The following is a 20,950-nucleotide window of genomic DNA, read 5'->3' as shown; positions in this document are numbered from 1 at the left end:
GGCGAGCCCTCCGGGCTCACGCCGCGGCGTCACAGGGCAAGCACTTTGGAGTCCCCATGAACGCTGTACCGAACGCCCAGACCACCGACTACCGCATCGCCGACATCGCGCTGGCCGACTGGGGCCGCCGCGAGATCAGCATCGCCGAAACCGAAATGCCCGGCCTGATGGCGATCCGCGAGGAATTCGCCGCCTCCCAGCCCTTGAAGGGCGCCCGCATCGCCGGCAGCCTGCACATGACCATCCAGACCGCGGTGCTGATCGAGACGCTCAAGGCGCTCGGCGCCGATGTCCGCTGGGCCTCGTGCAACATCTACTCGACCCAGGACCACGCCGCCGCCGCCATCGCTGCCTCGGGCACGCCGGTATTCGCCATCAAGGGCGAATCGCTGGCCGACTACTGGGAATACACCCACCGCATCTTCGACTGGCCGGCCGGCGGCTACGCCAACATGATCCTGGACGACGGCGGCGACGCGACGCTGCTGTTGCACCTGGGCACCAAGGCCGAACAGGACGCCTCCGTGCTGGCCAACCCCGGCAGCGAAGAGGAAGTCGCGCTGTTCGATTCGATCCGGGCCACGCTCAAGCGCGATCCCAAGTGGTATTCGACCCGTCTCGCCCAGATCAGGGGCGTGACCGAGGAAACCACGACCGGCGTGCACCGCCTCTACCAGATGTCCAAGAAGGGCGAGTTGGCCTTTGCCGCCATCAACGTCAACGACTCGGTCACCAAGTCCAAGTTCGACAACCTGTACGGCTGCCGCGAATCGCTGGTGGATGGCATCAAGCGCGCCACCGACGTGATGGTTGCCGGCAAGATCGCCGTCGTGTGCGGCTACGGCGACGTCGGCAAGGGCTGCGCCCAGGCGCTCTCCGCGCTGAGGGCGCAGGTGTGGGTGACGGAAATCGACCCCATCTGCGCGCTGCAGGCCGCCATGGAAGGCTACAAGGTCGTGACCATGGACTATGCGGCCGACAAGGCCGACATCTTCGTCACCGCCACCGGCAACTACCATGTGATCACCCACGATCACCTGGTGGCCATGAAGGATGAAGCCATCGTCTGCAACATCGGCCACTTCGACAACGAAATCGACGTCGCTTCGCTGCGCCAGTACCAGTGGGAAGAGATCAAGCCCCAGGTCGACCACATCATCCTGCCCTCGGGCAAGCGGATCATCCTGCTGGCGCAGGGCCGGCTGGTGAACCTGGGCTGCGCGACCGGCCACCCGTCGTTCGTGATGTCGTCCTCGTTCGCCAACCAGACCATCGCGCAGATCGAGCTCTGGTGCCACAACGACAAGTACACCAAGGGACAGGTCTACGTGCTGCCCAAGCATCTCGACGAAAAAGTGGCGCGCCTGCACCTGAAGAAGCTGGGCGCCGAGCTCACCGAGCTGCGTGCCGACCAGGCTGCCTACATCAACGTTCCGGTCGAAGGGCCCTACAAGCCCGAGCATTACCGCTACTAATCGTCCCGCCCCGTGCCCGGGCGGTTCCGCCCGGGCCTTCACCCCCATCCTGTCAAGGAGTTCGCGATGACCCTGTTACTCGTCTGGTTGCTCAACGCCGTGGCGCTTCTCGTGGTGGCATATCTGCTGCCCGGCATCACGGTAGCGAGCTTCGGCTCGGCGCTGATCGCGGCGCTGGTGCTCGGCCTGCTGAACTCCTTGGTCAAGCCGGTCCTGGTGCTGCTGACGCTGCCGATTACCGTGGTCACGCTCGGACTGTTCCTGATTGTGCTGAACGCGCTGCTGTTCTGGTTCGCGGGCTCCATCCTGAAGGGATTCCAGGTCAACGGTTTCTGGTGGGCGGTCATCGGGGCGCTGCTCTACAGTCTGATTTCGGGTCTGCTGTCGGCCCTCGTGCCGAACTGACCCGCCCACACCCCTAAGGTGGCCCCCAAGTGAGTTTGTCTGCTCCCCTCGTCCCGGCGCCCGCCGAATCCGCCCCCGTCTTCAGCGTGGAGTTCTTCCCGCCGCGCGATATCGCGGCGCAGGAAAAGCTGGTGCGCACCGCCAAGCAATTGCACGGTCTGCACCCCCACTTCGCCAGCGTCACCTTCGGTGCCGGCGGCTCTACCCGCGATGGCACCATGCTGGCGGTATCGCTGCTGCAGAAGCTGGGCTATGAAGCGGCGCCGCATCTGTCGTGCATTGGCTCGACCTCCGAAAGCCTGCGCGACATCCTCCAGGCCTACCGCCAGGCCGGCATACGCCGGCTGGTCGCATTGCGGGGCGACATGCCCTCCGGCATGGGCGATATGGGCGAACTGCGCTATGCGCGCGATCTCGTCCGGTTCGTTCGCGAAGAGACCGGCGACTGGTTCCACATCGAAGTAGCGGCCTATCCCGAAATGCATCCGCAGGCCCATGACCCCGAAGCGGACCTGAACCATTTCGTGGAGAAAATGCGGGCCGGCGCCAATAGCGCGATCACGCAGTATTTCTTCAACGCCGATGCGTATTTCGACTTCGTGGACCGTGCCGTGGCCAAGGGCGTGACGGCCCCCATCGTGCCGGGCATCATGCCTATCACCAATTACACGCAACTGGCCCGGTTTTCCGATATGTGCGGCGCGGAAATCCCCCGCTGGATACGGTTGCGCCTGGCCTCCTACGGGGACGACAAGGCCTCTATCCGGGCGTTCGGGCACGATGTCGTGGCAGCGTTGTGCCAGACGCTGCTGGATGGCGGAGCGCCCGGCCTGCATTTCTACACCATGAACCAGGCCGAGGCGACACAGGCCATCTGGAAAGAACTGGAGTGCTGAGCCCTCAGCGGGAAGAAGGCGCCACGACTCCCGCGTCGGTCACGATGGCGTCCAACCGCATGTCGTGCGGTTCCGGGACGTGCACGTCGGGCGGCAGTTGCCCGCAGGCATAGGACACGCCCAGGGCCAGGAGCGGCCGGCCGGTGGCGCGCAAGGCGGCCAGCGTGCGGTCGTAATAGCCGCCGCCGTAGCCGATGCGGTCGCCATCGACAGTGAAGCCCAGGGTAGGCACCAGGACGATGTCGGGCGTCCGCGGCGGCGCATCCTGCGGTTCGGGTATCCGGTAGGCGCCGGGCGCCATGTCCGTGGCCGGCGTCCAGAGCCGGAACTCCAGCGGTGCGGCGACGGTCGAGACGACGGGCAAGGCAAGCTCCAGCCGCGCGTCCCCCGACCACCGCGCCAATGCCGGCCGCAGGTCCGGTTCGTCCCCGATGGGCCAGAAGGCCGCCAGCACGACCCGCCGATTTCCCCAACGGCCGCCGGCAAGCGACTCGTGTATTCTGCTTTCCAGCAGATCGGCGATACGGACGTCGGCGGCGGCACGCGCGGCGGCCGGCATGGCGGCACGCACGGCGCGCAATTGCGGGCGCAAGGCCGCCGCGGTGGGGGCGCCGCCTTCTTTGGGTTCTCTGGGTTTACCCGATGCTATTCTTGCTGCCATGGCCTATTCAGCTCTCCTCGATCGACTCCGCATTACAGCATTTGCTGCCGTCATGGCAAGCGCCGCCATCGGCCCGGCGTGCGCGCAGGTTTCTGCGCCCGCCTCCGACGAAGCGCTGGTAGCGGCCCGCACGGCAGCGCAGACCGGAAACTGGGACATCGTCCGTTCCCTGCTCCCCCGCGTCCAGAGCCATGTGCTGGCGGCCTACCCCCACTACTGGTGGCTGCGGCGGCAGCTGAACGACCCCGACAAGCCGCTGCCCGAAGCCGAATTGAACGAGTTCGTCAGCACGCACCGCGGCACCTACCTGGCTGAACGGCTGCGCGGCGAATGGCTGCTGGCCGCCGCCAAGCAAGCCGACTATGCCACCGTGCGGACGCTGGCCGATACCACCGTCAATACCCCGCAGGTCGATTGCGCCGTGCTGCTGGCCATGCACGCACGAGGCGAACGGGTCACGCCACAGCAGGCCATCGGCAAGTTCTCGCCCGGCGAAAGCTGCTGGGCGCTGTATGACCGCCTCCAGGCCGACGGCGTCATGCCGTGGGAGATGTTTGCCGCGCAAATGCGCGACCTGCTGGAAACCAACTCGCTCGCCAATGCGCAGCGCATGGCGCGTTACGTATTCGACACCGACCAGCTCAAGACGCTCAACCGTGTGCTCAACCAGCCCATGGTGTGGCTCGCCAGGCAGAACGGCGTGCCGCGCGACCGGGCCGAGCGCGAGCTGGTCGTGGTCGCGTTGACCCGGCTGGCGCGCAACGACATGCAGGTCGGCTACGACTATTTCGAACGCAACTGGGCGCGGCAATTACCCGCGGCCGACGCCGGCTGGGTACGCAACCAGTTCGCCCTGCAGGCCGCGTTCAAGCTCGATCCCATTGCCGCGGCCTGGTATCGCGCGGGCGAAGGCGGCCGGCTCACCGAATACAACCAGGCTTGGCGGGCGCGCATGGTGTTGCGCCAGCAGCCCGTCGATTGGCGCACGCTGAACCGCTACATCGAACAGATGCCGCCATCCATGCGCAGCGAACCCGCTTGGGTCTATTGGCATTCGCGCGGCCTGGTGGCCCTGGGCGCGGAGCAAGCCGGGCAGGAAGGCTTCCGCAGCATCGCCAGCCAGTTCAATTTCTACGGCCAGCTGGCGGCCGAGGAACTAGGCATCGCGACCACCATTCCCACCTCGAGCGCCCCGGTTACGCCCGAGGAGCTGGCCCAGGCGCAATACAACCCGGGGCTGCAACGCGCCATCGCGCTTTTCCGCCTGGGTTGGCGCACGGAGGGCGTGCGCGAATGGAACTACGCGCTGCGTGGGATGAGCGACCGGCAGTTGCTGGCAGCCGCCCAGCTCGCGCACCGCGAGAACCTGTACGACCGCGCCGTCAATACGGCCGAGCGCACGCGTGAACAGCACGACTTCAATCTGCGCTTTCTGTCCCCCTTCCGCGACCAGCTGGTGGACAAGGCGCGGGAAATCGGCGTGGATCCGACCTGGGTCTACGGCCTGATCCGCCAGGAATCCCGCTTCGTCATGGATGCCCGCTCCAGCGCCGGGGCGTCGGGACTGATGCAGCTGATGCCAGCCACAGCCAAGTGGGTGGCGCGCCGCATCGGGATGAGCGATTATGCCCAGCACCGGGTCAACGACATGGACACCAACCTGACCCTGGGCACGAGCTACCTGCGTATCGTGCTGGACGACCTGGGCGGCTCGCCGCTGCTGGCGTCGGCGGGCTACAACGCCGGCCCCCGGCGGCCCCACGCGTGGCGTTCGACGCTGGCCGGCCCCATAGAAGGCGCCATCTTCGCCGAAACCATTCCTTTTACGGAAACCCGCGATTACGTCCAGAAGGTCCTGTCCAACGCCACGTACTACGCGGCCTTGTTCACAGGCCAGCCGCAGTCGCTCAAGGCCAGGCTGGGAACGGTCGTCCCGCAGGCGGTGGAGACCACCGCCATTCCCTGAGGAAGTACAACGCCATGTCCATGATCTACCCGCGCATACTCGTACTAGGCGGTTCGGGCTTCATAGGCAGCCACTTGGTGGCGCGTCTTGCGGCCCAGGGCCGCAAGCTGCTGGTTCCTACCCGGCGCTACATCAACGCCCGCCACCTGTTGCCGCTGCCGACCGTGGATATCGTCGAAGCCGACCTGTTCGACGATGCCGCGCTGGCGCGGCTGCTGCAGGAGCAGGACGCGGTCATCAACCTGGTCGGCGTCTTGCACGGCGACCGCGGCACGCCCTATGGCAAGACGTTCCGCAAGCTGCACGTCGAACTCCCGGAACGCATCGCCCAGGCGTGCGTGGCCAAGGGGGTGACCCGGTTCCTGCACATGAGCGCGCTGGGCGCGGACTCCAAGGGCGCAAGCATGTACCAGCGGTCCAAGGGCGATGGCGAAGCCGCCGTGCGGCGCGTGTTCGATGCCTGGCCGGATGGCGCGCTGACCATCTTCCGGCCGTCGGTCGTATTCGGGCCGGACGATCGCTTCCTCAACATGTTCGCCTCGCTGGCCCGGTGGCTGCCCGCACTGCCGGTTGCGGGTGCCTCGGCGCGGCTGCAACCCATTTATGTCGGTGACCTTACCGAAGCGATGGCCAATGCGCTCGACGATCGCCGCACCTACGGCAAAGCGTATCCGTTGGCCGGGCCGCAGGCCTATACGCTACGGGAGCTGATCGAAAAAGCGGCGGCCTGGAGCGGTCACCGGCGGCGAGTGGTGCCGCTGCCCATGGGACTGGGCAAGCTGCAGGCGGCGTTCATGGAAATGCTGCCCGGCACACCGCTGATCTCGCGCGACAACCTCGATTCGCTCGCGACGGACAACGTGCTGGAGAGCCCGCTGGCCCCCGAGCTGGGCGTCCACCCCAGTTCGCTGGAGGCGCTCGCGCCCGATTACCTGGCCCGGGGGGAACATACCCGGTTCGATCTTTTCCGCATGCGCCATGGCAGACGCTGACGGCGGAAAACCGATCCCGGACCGCCCCCTGCCCGCCCCAGGCAAGGATCCGGCCACGGACGGGCTGGCGGTTTTCGTGGTCGGCGGCGCTGTCCGCGATGCGCTATTGGGCCTGCCGGCGGGGGACCGCGACTGGGTCGTGGTGGGCGCCGCCCCGGAAGAAATGTCCGCGCGCGGGTTCGTTCCCGTAGGGGGGGACTTTCCGGTGTTTCTCCACCCGGTCACTCGCGAGGAATACGCGCTGGCCCGCACCGAGCGCAAATCGGGCCGCGGCTACAAGGGCTTCACCTTCCATACCGGCCCGGACGTCACGCTGGAAGACGACCTGAGACGGCGCGACCTGACCATCAACGCCATTGCACAGGCACCCGACGGCCGGCTGATCGATCCGTATGGCGGCGCGGCCGATCTGCGTGCCAGGCGCTTCCGGCATGTCGGCCCGGCATTTGCCGAAGATCCGGTGCGTATCCTGCGGCTGGCGCGTTTTGCTGCGCGTTTTCACGACTTCAGCGTGGCCCCCGAGACCTTGGAGCTATGCCGCCATATGGTCGAGCAAGGCGAAGTCGATGCCCTCGTGCCGGAACGCGTATGGCGGGAAATATCGCGCGGACTGATGCAGGCCGCCCCGTCGCGCATGCTGGAAGTCCTCGCCGAGACCGGGGCCCTGCCGCGCATCGCGCCCGGCCTGGAGGTCGACGCAGGCATCCGCGCGCTCGTTGATGAAGCCGCGCGCGCCGATTTGCCGCTGGCCTCTCGCTATGCGCTGCTATGCTCGGCCAGCCCGGCCTGCGAAGAACTGAGCAAGCGGCTGCGGGCCCCCAACGACTGCGCCGACCTGGCACGGCTGCTGCAGGCGGCCCTGCCCGACTTGTCCCAGGCCACGCTCGACACCGATCGGACCCTTGCCCTGTTGGAGCGGTCCGATGCGCTGCGCAAGCCGGCCCGTTTCGGCCAGCTGATCCGCGCCGCGCAACTGCTCGCGCCGATTGATCCGGCCCCCTGGCACGCATGGCTGGAGGCGGTCCGGTCGATCGACGCCGGCGCTATTGCCAAGCGCCATGCCGATCGGCCGCAAGCCATCAAACAAGCTGTGCGGCAAGCCCGGCTGGCCGCCCTGGAAGAGGCGCGCGCCGGTTGAGCCGGCCTCGGCCTTCGAACTGAGAACACCATGAAAGAAACTGCTCGCGTCTACATCGGCTTCGACTATAAAGAAGTGATCGCTTACCACGTCCTATGCCACAGCATCCTGGAAAAGAGCTCCATCCCGGTCACCTTCACGCCCATCGCCCTCAATAACATCAAGGACGTTTTCACCCGGGAAAGAAACCCGCTGCAATCGACCGAATTTTCGTTTACGCGATTCCTGGTGCCCTACCTGAGCGGCTACGAAGGCTGGTCCCTGTTCATCGATTGCGACATGCTGATGCGCACCGACATCGCCAAGCTCTGGGCCTTGAGGGACGACCGCTATGCCGCGATGTGCGTCAAGCACGACTACGTTCCCAAGACCGACACCAAGTTCCTCGGGCAGGTCCAGACCAAGTACGAGAAGAAGAACTGGTCGAGCGTCATCCTCTTCAACAACAAAAAGTGCCGCAAGCTCGACCCGGGCTATGTGAACACCGCGAGCGGCCTGGAACTGCACCAGTTCAAGTGGCTCGAATCGGACGACCTCATCGGCGAGCTGCCCGCCAGCTGGAACTGGCTGGTCAACGAGTACGACTACTTGCCGAACGCTGACCTGGTCCATTTCACCGACGGCGGCCCCTATTTCGACGAATACAAGGACGACGACTATGCCGAGGAATGGTTGGCCACGCGCGATCGCGTCCTGAAGGTCACGCAGCGGACGAAGTAGGCGCGCCGGGGACGGTCGACGGCGGGCGAGCCTCCCACTGCGTTGCTGTCCAGAGCGGGATGCCGGTTTCTTCGGCAACCATCGGGTCGGCGGTAAAGATGGGCTGGCCGGCCGCGAGCAAGCGTTGCAGAATGGTCTTGTCCATGTGTACATGCAGCCGCGCGAGACCGGTATCGTTATACGCGTGCCCGGAAGAATTGGGATTGATGCCGCTGATGATGACGGCCGGCGCGTGGTGGTAGAGGGCGAACAGCACCGCATAGACGCCGTTGGAACATTTGGACTCGGCATTGAGCTCCAGCGAACGCACGCCGGCCACCTTGTCGAGCAGCGCCATCCGCTCGTAGCGGTCCACGATATAGAGATGTTCGTAGCCGTAGTCGAACGCCTTCAGTCCGCGCTCCAGACGCGCGCGCTCTTCTTTGCGCCACAGCAGTACGAAAAGGGCGCGCGTGCGCTGCCCGGACAGCACGCGCCGCACCTCGCGCGCATTGTGCGTGGTCCCCTCGATCTGGTTGAACATCATCATCGTGATGTCGGGCACCGTGATGCCCCATTTCGCCGTCACGGACTGGGAGCCGTTCACGGTGATCACGGAGAAACGGTGGTCGAGGCCCGCCGGAGGATGGGATACCGGCGCGGATCCGACCACGACGACAGGTCCCGCCAGGTCAAAGGGCGCGGGGGGCGGCAGCGGGCGTGTCAGGCGGAACTTGATCCATCGGTACACACCCTTTTTCGTATCCGTAAGCAATCGCCCCCACTCGGACATAGCCTGCACCCACCTCATCCGTACTTCCGACATGTCGTTTAAACTCCGGGGCATGGCGCTAGAGCGCGCCGCTCCGGTCGCCCCGGCTGAATCCGGCCAGCGGTTGCCGCAGCCCCCGGCCGACCGCGAGAACCTTGAACAATTCGCCCATTTCGGCCGGCGACAACAGCTTTTGCACCGGCCCCACCGCCCGAGCATACGACGCGGCATCAATGCCGGGATCGAGCGGGGCAAGCAGGTCCGCCAGCCCTGCGTTCATGAGGAACACGGCCTGCGAGGCATACCCCAGCACCTCCAGTCCGCCTTCCACCGCTGCTTCGGCCATGGCGGTGAAATCGACGTGCGCGGTGATGTCCTGCACACCGGCCGCAACCAGCGGATCGGCGTGGGCGACGTGCCGCAAATGGCACATCAGCGTGCCTTCCATCCGTTGCGGATGGTAGTACTCGCGGCGCGTGAAGCCATAATCGACCAGCAGTGCCGCACCCGCCTTCAACCATTGGCCCATGCCGCGCATGAAGGCCTCGGCCTGCAAATTGACTTCCGACACATAGCCCGGCAGCGCAGGCATGCGGGCAGATACCGCATCGACGAGGTCCTGCGGCGCGGGACGGTCTTCCCACACGAAGCGCTGGTCCGCGGCCAATGCCACGCCGCGCTCGAGCAAACCGGAACCGGTCCAGCGGAATAGCCGGACCGGCATGGCGTCCAGCACTTCGTTGCCCAGCACGCAGCCCACGAACGAGGCGGGCAGCGTATCGAGCCAGGCCACGCGGCCGCCATAGGAGGCGAGCCGGGTGCGCTGCCGCTCGCGCAAGTCTGCCGAAACCTCGACGATGCGATAGGACGCCGGAATGCCGGCTTCGTCCAAGGCGGCGAGCAGGCCCTCGGCCAGCGCCCCGGTGCCCGCGCCGAACTCCAGCACCTCGGTGCTGCCGCAGTCCTCCAGCACCTGCGCCACCTGGCGCGCCAAGGTACGGGCGAACAAGGGAGTGAGTTCCGGCGCGGTCACGAAATCGCCCGCGGGCGCAGCCCCGCCCGCCGCCAGTTTCTGGTTGCCGGCCGCGTAGTAGCCCAGGCCGGGCGCATACAGGGCGAGCGACATCCAGCGCTCGAACGGCAGCCAGCCTCCGGCCTTGCGGATCTCGTCGGCGATGAAGCCGGCCACGCGCCGGGAATGGGCGCTCGATTCCGGATCGAGTTCAGGCAGATTGGTCATAATGGAATTGTCCCACGTCCAGCCTGCCGTCTGCCTACCCGAACGGCCGGCCTTGCTAAACTTGAGGTCTTTGCCGCCACCCGGATTTCGTGCCGCCATGAGCGAAACGAACCCTGCCGCTTCCCGCCCCGTCGCGCTCGTTACCGGTGCCGCCCGCCGCATCGGGCGCGAGATCGCGCTCGCCCTGGCGCGGGCCGGCTGGAACGTGGCGGTGCATTATGGCACCTCCCGCGATGCGGCCCAGGAAACGCGCGAGGCGCTCCGCGCGCAGGGAGCCGAGGCGGAAATCTTCGCTTGCGACCTCGCCGATCCGGCCGCGGTGGCGGACCTGGTGCCCGCCGTCCTGGCGCATTTCGGCCGCATCGACGCCGTGGTGAACAACGCGTCGACCTTCGAGTACGACGACGCCCGCACTTTCGATGCCGGCATGCTGCAGGCGCACATGCTTCCCAACCTGGCCGCGCCGGTGCTGCTGGCGCGCGGGCTGGACGCCGCCCTATCGGCCCGGGGCCCCGGGGCGCGAGGGGTGGTGGTCAACCTGCTGGACCAGAAGCTCTGGAACTACAATCCGGACTTCTTTTCCTACACGCTGAGCAAGGCCGCGCTGGAAGCTGCCACGACCATGCTGGCGCAAGCGCTGGCCCCCACCGTACGGGTGGTGGGCGTCGCCCCGGGCCTGACCATGATCAGCCACCTGCAGACTCCCCAGCAATTCGCCCGCACCCACGCCATGGCGCCGCTGGGGCATGCCAGCCACCCCGAGGACATTGCGCACGCGGTCTTGTTCGCCGTGCAGAACCGCTCGATCACGGGCACCACCGTGTTGGTCGATGGCGGCCAGCACCTGGTGGGCTTCGAGCGCGATTTCAGCCTGATGAACCCGCCGTCGGACCCCGGGTCCGGCGGCACCTCTTGAGCACAATCATGGGCACACGCCGCATTTTCTTCAACCGCCTGGCCATCGATGCGCAAATAGGCATACTCGATCACGAGCGCGGCGCCACCCAACCGTTGCACGTCGATGCCGAAATCGACCTCGTGGACGTGGAACGGCCCCGCCACGACGGCATCCAGGAAGTCCTCGACTACCGGCGCCTGCGCGAATGCATCATCGACGAATGCACGCGCACCCACGTCAACCTGATCGAGACCCTGTGCGACCGCCTTGCCGCGCGCCTGCTCGCGCAGTTTCCCGAGATCCGCGACGTGCGGCTGCGCGTGTCCAAACCCCAGGCATTCGCCGACTGCGCCGCCGTCGGCATCGAGGTCTCGGCAAGCCGCAGCATGGAAGCCTGACATGAACGCGATCGTTTCCCCCCACGTCCACGAACGGGATGCCGGCCGCGCCCGGCTCAGGCTCGAGCGCGAACGCAACAAGCTGGACAAGCGCCTGATGCGCGAGGCCGGCCGCGCCATCGCCGACTTCAACATGATCGAGGCCGGCGACCGCGTCATGGTATGCCTGTCGGGCGGCAAGGATTCCTACGGGATGCTCGACATCCTGCTGAAGCTGCGCGAACGGGCCCCCATCGATTTCGAGATCGTGGCGGTCAACCTCGACCAGAAGCAGCCAGGCTTCCCGGACGACGTGCTGCCCCGCTACCTGGAAGGGCGCGGCGTGCCCTTCCATATCGAAACGCAGGACACCTATTCCATCGTCACCCGGGTCATTCCCGAGGGCAAGACGATGTGCTCGCTGTGTTCGCGCTTGCGGCGCGGCATCCTGTACCGGGTCGCCGACGAGCTCAAGGCCACCAAGATCGCGCTGGGCCATCATCGCGACGACATCCTCGCCACCTTCTTCCTGAATCTGTTCTACGGCGGCCAGTTGAAAAGCATGCCGCCCAAGCTGGTCTCGGACGACGGGCGCCACACGGTGATCCGGCCGCTGGCCTATATCAAGGAGGAGGATCTCATCGCCTATGCGCAATGGAAAGCCTTCCCCATCATTCCGTGCAACCTGTGCGGATCGCAGGAAAACCTCAAGCGCCAGGAGGTCGGCCGCCTGATCGACGAATGGGAGCGCGCCTTCCCCGGGCGGGTCGAAAACATCTTCAATGCCTTGTCGCGCGTGACGCCCTCGCATCTGCTCGACCGCGGCCTGTTCGATTTCGTGAACCTGCGGCCGACCGGCGTGCCCGATCCCGACGGCGATACCGCATTCGACCAGGTCGATCCGCAGCCCGCCGGTGCCGGATGCAGCGACGCGGACGAACAGCCCGCCGAACGCACGGTCCGGTTCTTCCGCGACGACACGGTCCGTTGAGCACGCCGCCGGTCCTGCAAGCGCAAGGCGTCGGGCGGCGCTTTCCCAACGGCGTGGAAGCACTGTCGCCCCTCGATCTTGCAGTGCATGAAGGCGAATTCGTCACGCTGCTGGGCCCGTCCGGCTGCGGCAAGACGACGCTGCTGCGCATCTTCGCGGGGCTGGATACGCCCAGTTCGGGCGTGCTGCGCCGGCAAGGGGACATCGACCGCTTGTCGTACGTCTTCCAGGACGCCACGCTCATGCCCTGGGCATCGGTGGCCGCCAATGTGCGGCTGCCGCTGGACCTGGAACGCGGCCGGCCGGGCATGGACATCCGGCGGCAGAAAGTCCGGCACGCGCTCGAACGCGTCGGCCTGGCCGACTTCGCCGACGCCTATCCACGCGAGCTGTCCGGCGGCATGCGCATGCGGGTCTCCATTGCGCGCGCGCTGGTTACCGAGCCCACGCTGCTCCTGATGGACGAGCCCTTCGGCGCGCTCGACGACATCACACGCCAGCACCTCGACGATGAACTGCTGGGCCTGGCCGCGACACAGAAACTGACCGTGGTCTTTGTCACGCACAGCATCTTCGAAGCCGTGTACCTGTCCGACCGCGTCGTGGTCATGTCGGCCCGGCCCGGGCGCATCGTGGCCGACATCCCGATCAAAGCGCCGCGCCGCGACGCCTCCTTCCGGGTATCGCCGGAATTCGCCATGCAGGCGGCGCGGCTGCAGGCCGCCCTGCTGGAGGGCCGGCAATGAGGCGGGGCACCTCCATGAACGCCGGCCTGCGCCTGGGCGCGCCGGTGCTGGTCGCGCTGCTGCTGATCGCGCTCTGGCAGGGGCTGGTCCGGTTCTTCGACGTGCCGGTCTACCTCGTCCCGTCGCCGGTCGATGTGGCGCACACGCTGGTCCGGGACTGGGACCTGCTGTCCGGATCGCTATGGGTCACGCTCGAGATCACCGGCCTCGCCCTGCTGGCAGCCACGGTCGCCGGCGTCCTGCTGGCCTTCCTGTTCGTGCAGAGCCGCGTCATCGAGGCCAGCCTCTTTCCCTATGCCGTGCTGCTGCAGGTCACACCCATCGTGGCGATTGCGCCGCTCATCATCATCTGGGTCAAGAACACGCTGGCGGCCTTGACCCTGTGCGCCACCATCGTGGCCATATTCCCCATCATCAGCAATACCGTGCTGGGCCTGCGCAGCATCGATCCCGGACTGCTCGACTTCTTCCGGCTCAAACGTGCCACGCGCTGGCAGATCCTCTGGCGGCTACGCCTGCCCTCGGCCCTGCCCGCCTTCTTCGGCGGCCTGCGCATCGCCTGCGGCCTGGCGCTGATAGGCGCGGTGGTTGCCGAGTTCGTCGCCGGCACCGGCGGCTCCCAGACCGGCCTCGCCTACCAGATCCTGCAGGCGGGCTACCAGATCAACATTCCGCGCCTGTTCGCCGCGCTGTTCCTGATCACCGTCGCGGGCGTGGTCCTGTTCGCCGCGATGACGCTGCTGTCCCGCCTGGCTCTCTCCCGCTGGCACGAAATGCGCTAGCGCCGCGCCAGGCTCCAACCGCCGCGGGCCCGCGGCCCTGTGGCGACGACCGGCATCCGCCGCTACCATGAGCGACATCCCGTTTTTTCCTACGCCCGGAGCACGCAACATGCGTAACGCCCCCTCCTTCGCGCGGCCGCTGCTCAGCGCCGCCTCGCTGGTCCTGGCCCTGGCCGGCGCCGCCCACGCACAGTCGTCCGGCGGGGCCCCCGTCAAGCTGGTATTCGGATCGAACTGGTACGCCCAGGCCGAGCACGGCGGCTTCTACCAGGCGGTTGCCGAAGGTCTCTACAAGAAGCACGGCCTGGACGTCACGATCAAGATGGGCGGCCCGCAGATCAACGTATTGCAGCTACTACTGGCCGGCCAGTACGACGTCGCCATGGGCGACGACCTGCAGACCTATAAAGCCGTCGAGCAAGGCCTGCCCCTGGTCACCGTCGCGACGACGTTCCAGCAGTCGCCCACGGTGCTGGTGTCCCACCCCGGCCCCAAGACCCTGGGCGACCTGAAAGGCAAGACGCTCTATATCGGGCAGGCGAGCGAAACCACGTACTGGCCGTGGCTCAAGAGCAAGTACGGCTTTACCGATGCCCAGAAAAAACCCTACACCTTCTCCGTCCAGCCATTCCTGATCGACAAGAACTCCGCCGTGCAAGGCTACTTGGCCTCCGAACCCTACACGGTCGAAACCCAGGGCGGCTTCAAGCCCACGGTGTTCCTGTTGGGAACCTACGGCTACCCGCCTTATGCACAGACCATCGTGGCAACCAAGGCCGGGCTGGACGCCAAGAAGGACGCTATCCGGCGTTTCGTGCAGGCCAGTGCGGAAGGATGGAAGAGCTACCTGCAGAATCCGGCGCCGGGCAACGCCCTGATCATGAAGGACAATCCCCAAATGACGCAGGCGCTGCTGGACTACGGCGTGAAAGCGCTGCGCGACGCGCGCCTGGTCGACGGGGGCGACGCCCGCACCCGGGGATTGCTGACCATGACGGACACGCGCTGGAAGCGCACCTACGATTTCATGGTGCGCGAAAAACTGCTCGATCCCAAGGTCGATTACCGGTCGGCGTTCACGACCGAGATCGTCGACCAGGTCCGCGTCCTGCCCTGACGACCGCGGACTCGCCATGCACAGCGACGAACTGGACTGCTTCTACCAGGTCGCCCTTTGCGGCGGCATACGCAAGGCGTCGGAACGGCTGGATCTGGCGCCCTCGGTGGTAAGCCGGCAGATCGGCCGCCTGGAAGCGGAGTTGCAGATCAAACTGTTCGACCGCAACAGCCGCAGCATGACGCTGACCGCCGCCGGCGAGGTCTACCTGAATTACGTCGAGAGCATCCGGCAAAGCCGGCAGCTTGCGCTGGAAGAACTGGATGCCCTCAAGGGGCTGCGCACCGGGCACGTGCGCATCAGGACCATCGAGGGCTACGCCGCTGAGCTCGCCGCTTCCACCATCGTCGCGTTTCGCCGCGAACATCCCGGCATTACCTTCGAGCTGGCCATGGACGGCAGCGACGAGATCATGGCCGCCGTCGAATCGGGGCAGGCCGACATCGGCATCGCGCTGTCCCCGCGCGCCGCCAGCGGCGTCGAATGTGCGCTGCGCATGCCGGCGCCGCTGTGCGCCGTGGTCTGGCCGGGACATCCGCTGGCGCACCGGCCTTCGGTGTCGCTGGCCGAGCTGCTGGCCTATCCCATGGTCCTGCCCGCGCCCGATACGGGCATCCGGCACCTGCTCGATACGGTAGCGCGGATCGAGAAACTGCAGCTCGCGCCGGCGCTGGTCACCAGCTCCATTGCCGCCATGCAAGCTTTCGTACGGGGCCAGGGCGGCGTCGCCATCCTGCTGAGCGTATCGCTGCACCGGCAGGGCGAAGCGGAACACGTCGTCGGCGTGCCCTTGGCCGATCCGCTGCTGGGCCGGACCACGCTGGACATCTGCGTACTCGGACGGCGGCGCCTCGCGCCCGCGGTCAACGCCTATCTACGCCACCTGCGCGGGCAGGCCGCCGCCGGCGCGCGCTGATCAGTCCAGCGTCACCCCGGCGCGCTTGATGAAACCGCGCCACTTCTCGGTGTCCTTGCGCACGAACTCCGCCAACTCTTCGGGCGAACTGGTTGCCAGCTGAGCACCCTGCTCCGAAAGACGCCGCATGACTTCCGGAGACTGCAGGCTCGCCACGACCGTGTCGTGCAAGACCTTGACCACCGGCTGCGGAATGCCCGCCGGCCCCATGACGGCGTACCACAGCGAAGCATCGAATCCCGTCAGCCCTGCCTCGGCCAGGGTCGGCAACTCGGGCAACACCTCCGACCGGACGGGCGTGGTCACCCCAATCGCGCGCAGGGCACCGCTGCGTATGTGCGGCAGCATGGTCGGCAAGCTCTCGAAAGCCATCTGGACGCGCCCGGCCAGCAGGTCGACGACGGCCGGCGCCGTTCCCTTGTAGGGCACGTGCGCAGTCTGCACGCCGGCCAGCTGGTTGAACATCACGCCGGACAGGTGCTGGATAGACCCCGCGCCGACCGACGAGAAATTGAGCTTGTTGGGATTGGCCTTGGCGTACGCGACCAGCTCCTTGAGGTCGGTGGCGGGCACCGAGGGGTGCACCACGAGCACGTTGGCTACGGTCGCCACCAGCGTGATGGGCGTGAAGTCGGCGACGGGATCGTACGAGAGCTTGCTGTAGATGGCCGGCGCGGTGGCGTGAGTCGCCGCGCTGGCCAGCGTCAGCGTATGGCCATCCGGCGCGGCGCGCGCGACCTGGGCGGTTCCTATGGTGCCGGTGGCGCCCGGGCGGTTTTCCACCACCACCGGCTGGCCGAGCCGGCTGGACAACTGTTCGGCCAGGGCGCGCGACAGGATGTCGTTGCCGCCCCCTGCGGTCCATGGCGAGACCCACTGGATGGGCTTGGCGGGGAAAGCCTGTGCACCCGCGCGCTGCCCGGCGCCCAGGCCGGCCGCCATCACCAGCAAGGCAATCAGCGCCCGGGTTGCCACGGTGGAGAATTTTCCTGCTTGGTCCATGATCGGCTCCTCAGTCGGCATCAAGCGCCCGCCGCACGAAATCCAGGCGATCCTGCCCGAAGAACAGCTCGCCGTCGATGATGAAACCCGGTACGCCGAATACCCCCTGGTCGAGGGCTTCCCGGGTATGGCGTTCGAAAAGCTCCCGGCAAGCCGCGCTCTCGCCGGCGGCGACCAGTTCGCGGCCGGGGTATCCCGCTTCGTCGGCGATGTCCACCAGCGTGCCGGGATCGGAAATATCCAGGTCCCGTACCCAGACCCCCGCGAGGATGGCCTGGGCCAGGGGCCAGACGGGCTGGTCCGCGCGCTCGGCGGCCAGTACCGTGCAGGCCGCGTGGGTTTCGTCGACAGGATGATGCCGCGGCTGCTCGCTGATCGGCATCCCCAGGTGCGCGGCCCAGCGGCGGCGCTCGACGGCACGGTAGGCGCGGCGCGACGGATGGAGGCTGGCCAGCGGCGCGCCCCCCGTTTCCCGGAAAACGCGCAGCAAGTCGATGGGCCGATAGATGATGCGTGCATCCGCCTCGGCCGCCAGCGCGTGCAGCCGCGGACCGGCCATATAGACCCAGGGCGACAGCAGGGAAAAATAGAACGTCAGGCTCTTCACGCCCGTTCCCCTTCGCCGGCTCCGGGCCGGGCGATCAGCACGGCATCAAGCGCCGCGGCGCCGCGGCCCGCCTCGAATACCCGGAAAGGATTGATGTCGATGGACTCGACGCAATCGGCATGGACGTCGGCGAAAACCGACAGCCGCACGATGGCGTCCACCAAGGCGTCCAGATCGGCGCGAGGCCGGCCGCGCGCCCCAGCGAGCAGCGGAAAGGCTTTCAGCTCGCGGATCATCTGCCGGGCCGTCCGTTCGTCGACCGGCGCGATACGCAGCGCCACGTCATCGAACACTTCTACATAGATCCCGCCCAACCCCACCAGCACCACCGGCCCGAACACCGGGTCGCGCTGCACGCCCAGGATCATCTCCACGCCTGGGGCAGCCATGGGCGCCACCAGCATGCCCTCGATCCGCGTCCGGGGCGCCGCATGCGCCACGCGGTCGAGAATGGCCGGCCAAGCGGTCCGCAGCGCCGCTTCGTCCGGAATATCGAGCACGACCGCGCCCAACTCGCTCTTGTGCACGATATCCGGCGACAGCGCCTTGAGCACGACCGGGTAGCCCACTTCTTGCGCCGCGCGGCATGCCGCCTCCACGTCGCGCACGGCGCGTTCCGGCAGCATCGGGATGCCGGCCCGCGCCAGTGCCTGTTTGGCTGCGTGCTCGTTGTCCGATGCCAGCCGCGGCAGGCGCGGAACCGACGGCAGGCGCGAGCGGTCCACCGGGCCGGGGCTGGGCAGGGACAGCACGCGCAAGGCCGCCAGTGCGCGGATGGCGCGCGAGGCGTCCTCGATCAGCAGATAGCCCTGCTCGGCCAAGGTCTCCTGCAACGCGGGCGGCGCCAGCATCGACAGCACCAGCGCCGGTTCGGGAAACTCGCGGCGGAGCTCGCCGAAGATCTCGACCAGCGGCTGTTGCAGCGGCGGCGAATAGGGCATGGCCGTGAGGAAGAACACCACGGCCTCATAGCGGCCTTCCCGCAGCATGGTCTGCAGGAAGCGCCGGAACAGTCCCAGGTCGCTCCATATCTGCGCCGTGCCATCGACCGGGTTGCGCACGGCGGCCAGCGGCAGCATGGCGCGCAAGCTTTCCTGCGCCGGCTGCGGCAGCGGCGCAAGGTCCAGCCCGCTATGTTCGGCCACGTCGGCCATCAGCACGCCTACGCCACCGGACACGGTGAAGACGCCGACCCGGCCCTCGGTCATGCGTACTCCGCTGCCGGCGGCATACGCGGCGTCGAAGAAGGATTCGATGGAATCGGCGCGATAGACGCCGTATTGCCGGAACAGGCTGTCGAAAACGAAATCGTTTCCGGCCAGCGCGCCGGTGTGCGACTGCGCCGCAACCTGGCCGATAGCCGAACTGCCCGCCTTGACCATGACCACCCGCTTGCCGCGTTCGCGCGCCAGCGCCAGCGCGTGCACAAGCTTGTCCGGGCTGCGGCAGCCCTCCATGTATCCCATGATGACGTCGGTCTGGTCGTCGCGCGCGAAATACGCCAGGCAATCGGCCATCTCCACATCGCATTCATTGCCGGTGGTCACCCAGGCGCCCAACGGCAGGCCGCGCCGCCGGGCCATTACCAGGGCCTGCCCGCCGAACGCGCCGCTCTGGCTGACCAGGGCCGTCCGCCCCACCCGGGGCAGGCCCAGGTCCACCATGAAGGCAAAGCTGGCGATCATGCCCAGGCGGAGATTCATCACGCCCATGCAATTCGGGCCGATGATGCGCATGCCGCTTTCCTGCGCCAGTGCCGACAACTGCGCCTGCACCGCCGCGCCCTCCAGGCCCACTTCGGCAAAGCCGGCGCTAAATATGGTCATGGCCCGGACGCCCCGATCGGCGCATGCGCGCGCGGCGCTGAGCACCGCCGGCGCGGGCAGCGCGAGGATGGCGTGATCGACGCCCTCGGGTAACTCATCCACGCTCCGCAAAGCGGGCAAGCCCTGGATGTCTCCTCCCTTAGGATTCACGGGGTAGATCGATCCGGCGTAACCGTGCGCCTTGAGGAACTTGATCGGGCGGCCGCCTATCTTGAGCGGGTCGGCCGACGCGCCCAGCACCGCGATCGATGCAGGCGCGAAAAGCGGGTCCAGGGAGTCGGCCGCGCGCGCGCGGACCGGCGACTCAATGCTGTCCAGCATGATGCAAGGGTCCTCCGAGCAGAGCGGGATAGCCGCAATCCTTGACGGCGATAACGTCGATGAACTCGGCGCGCGTGGCCCAGCCTTCCGCCAGGCAGGCGCGCGCGGCCGCGGTCCAGGCGCTGCCCATAGACGCCGCGGCACCGGCCGCGCGCAGCCTCGCGGCTATGCGCGCCCGAGTCGCGGCATCGGGCGCGTCGGGCGCCTTGGCCAGCGCGCGTTCGGCGAAGAACAGATACAACAGCGCCCGCGCCTGGGAACTGGCGGCAAGCCGGGCAAAGCACGCGCGCTCCGCTGCGCATCCGTGCTCGAAGGCCAAGGTGCTGGCGGAAACGATGAGGTCGACCGCTTCGCGTGCGGCCAGCCTGCCGGGAAAGCATTGTTCGGCCACGGCCAAGTAGCGGTTGCGAAGGGCTGCGCGGACCGGCTCGGCAAGCTGCAGGGGCAATTCGGAGGTTCGTCGCCACGGCAGCCTGCCGCCGGCGATATCGAGCGCGCGGCGCGACGCATCGGCCACCGGGTCGACGCCTACCTCATCGAGCAATCCCTGACGCAGCGCCTCGCCGGCTTCCAGCGCCCGGGCCCGCACCACCATGTCGAGCGCCGCCTCCACCCCGACCAGCCTCGGCAGGCGCTGTGTTCCGCCTGCGCCGGGCACCAGGCCGAGGTTCAACTCCGGCAGCATCAACAGCGCGTCATCCGACGCGACGCGGGCATGGCAACCCATGGCCAGCAACACCCCGCCACCGATGCATTTGCCGTGCATGGCCATCACGGCAGGCTTGGCGCCGGTTTCTATGCGCCGGGCCAGATCGGCCATGCTGACCGCTCCCGGCGGGTCCAGCCGTCCGATCTCGCGTAGGTCGCCGCCGCCGGAGAACATCTTGCCCGCGCCCGCGATCACTACGGCACGCACCTGCGGGGCGCGCTCCGCCTCGTCGAGCGCCCGCGCCAGGGCGGCACGGACGTCGGCGCCGATGGCGTTGACCGGAGGATGATCGATCGTCAGGACCGCGACACCATCGCGGTGGACGGAAGAAACCAAGGAAGATTGCACGGGACCGCCGCGAAAAATTCACGGGCTCATTCTGGCCGGGCGTGCGCACCCGGACAATGACCGGCG

At 67.3% G+C, this 20,950-nt stretch carries 21 protein-coding genes; 14 read left to right on the top strand and 7 right to left on the bottom strand.

Annotated elements, in window-relative coordinates; genetic code table 11:
- Nucleotides 1-56: 56 nt before the first annotated feature.
- The 3 genes from ahcY (at nt 57) to metF (ending at nt 2,776) form a co-directional block, all read left to right on the top strand.
- Nucleotides 57-1,475, top strand: a complete 1,419-nt coding sequence (ahcY, locus tag QHC78_RS15405) for an adenosylhomocysteinase (RefSeq protein ID WP_319746055.1) — start codon at nt 57-59, stop codon at nt 1,473-1,475.
- A gap of 66 nt (nt 1,476-1,541) precedes the next feature.
- Nucleotides 1,542-1,880, top strand: coding sequence for a phage holin family protein (locus tag QHC78_RS15400; protein ID WP_319746053.1), 339 nt, complete (start codon nt 1,542-1,544; stop codon nt 1,878-1,880).
- Nucleotides 1,881-1,909: 29 nt separating this feature from the next.
- Entirely contained in the window at nt 1,910-2,776 is an 867-nt protein-coding gene (gene metF / locus QHC78_RS15395) for a methylenetetrahydrofolate reductase [NAD(P)H] (protein WP_319746051.1), read from the top strand.
- A 4-nt stretch (nt 2,777-2,780) separates the two neighbouring features.
- Here the strand turns inward: metF and QHC78_RS15390 are convergent, their stop codons facing one another.
- Entirely contained in the window at nt 2,781-3,437 is a 657-nt protein-coding gene (locus tag QHC78_RS15390; protein ID WP_319746049.1) for a 5-formyltetrahydrofolate cyclo-ligase, read from the bottom strand.
- Between the two features lie 52 nt (nt 3,438-3,489).
- Between QHC78_RS15390 and QHC78_RS15385 the strand changes: the two genes are divergently transcribed.
- From QHC78_RS15385 to QHC78_RS15370, 4 genes are read left to right on the top strand one after another with little or no spacing between them, the layout of a single operon-like run.
- A complete protein-coding gene (locus tag QHC78_RS15385; protein ID WP_319746047.1) occupies nt 3,490-5,403 on the top strand; it encodes a lytic transglycosylase domain-containing protein in 1,914 nt (637 codons plus the stop codon).
- Between the two features lie 14 nt (nt 5,404-5,417).
- A complete protein-coding gene (locus QHC78_RS15380; protein WP_319746045.1) occupies nt 5,418-6,395 on the top strand; it encodes a complex I NDUFA9 subunit family protein in 978 nt (325 codons plus the stop codon).
- Complete coding sequence (locus QHC78_RS15375) at nt 6,382-7,533, top strand: tRNA nucleotidyltransferase/poly(A) polymerase-related protein (protein WP_319746043.1); 1,152 nt, start codon at nt 6,382-6,384, stop codon at nt 7,531-7,533. The genes QHC78_RS15380 and QHC78_RS15375 overlap by 14 nt, the downstream gene beginning before the upstream one ends.
- 30 nt (nt 7,534-7,563) lie before the next feature.
- Complete coding sequence (locus tag QHC78_RS15370) at nt 7,564-8,253, top strand: glycosyltransferase family protein (RefSeq protein ID WP_319746041.1); 690 nt, start codon at nt 7,564-7,566, stop codon at nt 8,251-8,253.
- Here QHC78_RS15370 and QHC78_RS15365 read toward each other — a convergent pair.
- Entirely contained in the window at nt 8,234-8,983 is a 750-nt protein-coding gene (locus QHC78_RS15365) for a hypothetical protein (protein ID WP_319746039.1), read from the bottom strand. The genes QHC78_RS15370 and QHC78_RS15365 overlap by 20 nt on opposite strands.
- A gap of 100 nt (nt 8,984-9,083) precedes the next feature.
- Nucleotides 9,084-10,244 carry a class I SAM-dependent methyltransferase gene (locus tag QHC78_RS15360; protein ID WP_319746037.1) on the bottom strand — a complete coding sequence of 387 codons (1,161 nt, stop codon included), beginning with the start codon at nt 10,242-10,244 and terminating at the stop codon, nt 9,084-9,086.
- Between the two features lie 97 nt (nt 10,245-10,341).
- On the opposite strand from QHC78_RS15360, the gene QHC78_RS15355 reads away from it, so the two are divergent.
- The 7 genes from QHC78_RS15355 (at nt 10,342) to QHC78_RS15325 (ending at nt 16,071) form a co-directional block, all read left to right on the top strand.
- Nucleotides 10,342-11,160: an SDR family oxidoreductase gene (locus QHC78_RS15355; RefSeq protein WP_319746035.1), complete on the top strand. Its 819-nt coding sequence runs from the start codon at nt 10,342-10,344 to the stop codon at nt 11,158-11,160.
- 8 nt (nt 11,161-11,168) lie between these two features.
- Nucleotides 11,169-11,540: a dihydroneopterin aldolase gene (folB, locus tag QHC78_RS15350; protein ID WP_319746033.1), complete on the top strand. Its 372-nt coding sequence runs from the start codon at nt 11,169-11,171 to the stop codon at nt 11,538-11,540.
- A gap of 1 nt (nt 11,541) precedes the next feature.
- Entirely contained in the window at nt 11,542-12,510 is a 969-nt protein-coding gene (gene ttcA / locus QHC78_RS15345; RefSeq protein ID WP_319746032.1) for a tRNA 2-thiocytidine(32) synthetase TtcA, read from the top strand.
- Complete coding sequence (locus tag QHC78_RS15340; RefSeq protein WP_413816471.1) at nt 12,441-13,256, top strand: ABC transporter ATP-binding protein; 816 nt, start codon at nt 12,441-12,443, stop codon at nt 13,254-13,256. Before ttcA ends, QHC78_RS15340 begins: the two co-directional genes overlap by 70 nt.
- Nucleotides 13,253-14,038: an ABC transporter permease gene (locus QHC78_RS15335; RefSeq protein WP_319746028.1), complete on the top strand. Its 786-nt coding sequence runs from the start codon at nt 13,253-13,255 to the stop codon at nt 14,036-14,038. Before QHC78_RS15340 ends, QHC78_RS15335 begins: the two co-directional genes overlap by 4 nt.
- Before the next feature lie 109 nt (nt 14,039-14,147).
- Entirely contained in the window at nt 14,148-15,155 is a 1,008-nt protein-coding gene (locus QHC78_RS15330; RefSeq protein ID WP_319746026.1) for an ABC transporter substrate-binding protein, read from the top strand.
- Between the two features lie 16 nt (nt 15,156-15,171).
- A complete protein-coding gene (locus QHC78_RS15325; protein ID WP_319746025.1) occupies nt 15,172-16,071 on the top strand; it encodes a LysR family transcriptional regulator in 900 nt (299 codons plus the stop codon).
- Here QHC78_RS15325 and QHC78_RS15320 read toward each other — a convergent pair whose 3' ends face one another.
- From QHC78_RS15320 to QHC78_RS15305, 4 genes are read right to left on the bottom strand one after another with little or no spacing between them, the layout of a single operon-like run.
- Entirely contained in the window at nt 16,072-17,073 is a 1,002-nt protein-coding gene (locus QHC78_RS15320; RefSeq protein ID WP_319746023.1) for a Bug family tripartite tricarboxylate transporter substrate binding protein, read from the bottom strand.
- A gap of 10 nt (nt 17,074-17,083) precedes the next feature.
- Nucleotides 17,084-17,680, bottom strand: coding sequence for a 2-hydroxychromene-2-carboxylate isomerase (locus QHC78_RS15315; RefSeq protein WP_319746021.1), 597 nt, complete (start codon nt 17,678-17,680; stop codon nt 17,084-17,086).
- Complete coding sequence (locus QHC78_RS15310; RefSeq protein ID WP_319746019.1) at nt 17,677-19,827, bottom strand: acetate--CoA ligase family protein; 2,151 nt, start codon at nt 19,825-19,827, stop codon at nt 17,677-17,679. The genes QHC78_RS15315 and QHC78_RS15310 overlap by 4 nt, the downstream gene beginning before the upstream one ends.
- Nucleotides 19,811-20,872, bottom strand: a complete 1,062-nt coding sequence (locus tag QHC78_RS15305; protein WP_319746017.1) for an enoyl-CoA hydratase/isomerase family protein — start codon at nt 20,870-20,872, stop codon at nt 19,811-19,813. Before QHC78_RS15305 ends, QHC78_RS15310 begins: the two co-directional genes overlap by 17 nt.
- Nucleotides 20,873-20,950 lie beyond the last annotated feature (78 nt).

The organism is Pigmentiphaga sp. (genome assembly GCF_033795525.1).
Lineage (GTDB): Bacteria > Pseudomonadota > Gammaproteobacteria > Burkholderiales > Burkholderiaceae_B > Pigmentiphaga.
Note: the sequence above shows the minus strand (reverse complement) of the source record. Positions and strands in the feature narration are given on the sequence as shown.

Excerpts from the sequence above, each read along its gene's own strand:
- QHC78_RS15325 (WP_319746025.1), top strand. The coding sequence starts at position 15,172 with ATGCACAGCGACGAACTGGACTGCTTCTACCAGGTCGCCCTTTGCGGC.
- QHC78_RS15400 (WP_319746053.1), top strand. The coding sequence starts at position 1,542 with ATGACCCTGTTACTCGTCTGGTTGCTCAACGCCGTGGCGCTTCTCGTG.
- ttcA (WP_319746032.1), top strand. The coding sequence starts at position 11,542 with ATGAACGCGATCGTTTCCCCCCACGTCCACGAACGGGATGCCGGCCGC.
- QHC78_RS15330 (WP_319746026.1), top strand. The coding sequence starts at position 14,148 with ATGCGTAACGCCCCCTCCTTCGCGCGGCCGCTGCTCAGCGCCGCCTCG.
- QHC78_RS15375 (WP_319746043.1), top strand. The coding sequence starts at position 6,382 with ATGGCAGACGCTGACGGCGGAAAACCGATCCCGGACCGCCCCCTGCCC.
- QHC78_RS15335 (WP_319746028.1), top strand. The coding sequence starts at position 13,253 with ATGAGGCGGGGCACCTCCATGAACGCCGGCCTGCGCCTGGGCGCGCCG.
- folB (WP_319746033.1), top strand. The coding sequence starts at position 11,169 with ATGGGCACACGCCGCATTTTCTTCAACCGCCTGGCCATCGATGCGCAA.
- QHC78_RS15355 (WP_319746035.1), top strand. The coding sequence starts at position 10,342 with ATGAGCGAAACGAACCCTGCCGCTTCCCGCCCCGTCGCGCTCGTTACC.
- QHC78_RS15380 (WP_319746045.1), top strand. The coding sequence starts at position 5,418 with ATGTCCATGATCTACCCGCGCATACTCGTACTAGGCGGTTCGGGCTTC.
- QHC78_RS15360 (WP_319746037.1), bottom strand. The coding sequence starts at position 10,244 with ATGACCAATCTGCCTGAACTCGATCCGGAATCGAGCGCCCATTCCCGG.
- QHC78_RS15340 (WP_413816471.1), top strand. The coding sequence starts at position 12,441 with ATGCAGCGACGCGGACGAACAGCCCGCCGAACGCACGGTCCGGTTCTT.
- QHC78_RS15385 (WP_319746047.1), top strand. The coding sequence starts at position 3,490 with ATGGCAAGCGCCGCCATCGGCCCGGCGTGCGCGCAGGTTTCTGCGCCC.
- QHC78_RS15320 (WP_319746023.1), bottom strand. The coding sequence starts at position 17,073 with ATGGACCAAGCAGGAAAATTCTCCACCGTGGCAACCCGGGCGCTGATT.
- ahcY (WP_319746055.1), top strand. The coding sequence starts at position 57 with ATGAACGCTGTACCGAACGCCCAGACCACCGACTACCGCATCGCCGAC.
- QHC78_RS15390 (WP_319746049.1), bottom strand. The coding sequence starts at position 3,437 with ATGGCAGCAAGAATAGCATCGGGTAAACCCAGAGAACCCAAAGAAGGC.
- QHC78_RS15310 (WP_319746019.1), bottom strand. The coding sequence starts at position 19,827 with ATGCTGGACAGCATTGAGTCGCCGGTCCGCGCGCGCGCGGCCGACTCC.
- QHC78_RS15370 (WP_319746041.1), top strand. The coding sequence starts at position 7,564 with ATGAAAGAAACTGCTCGCGTCTACATCGGCTTCGACTATAAAGAAGTG.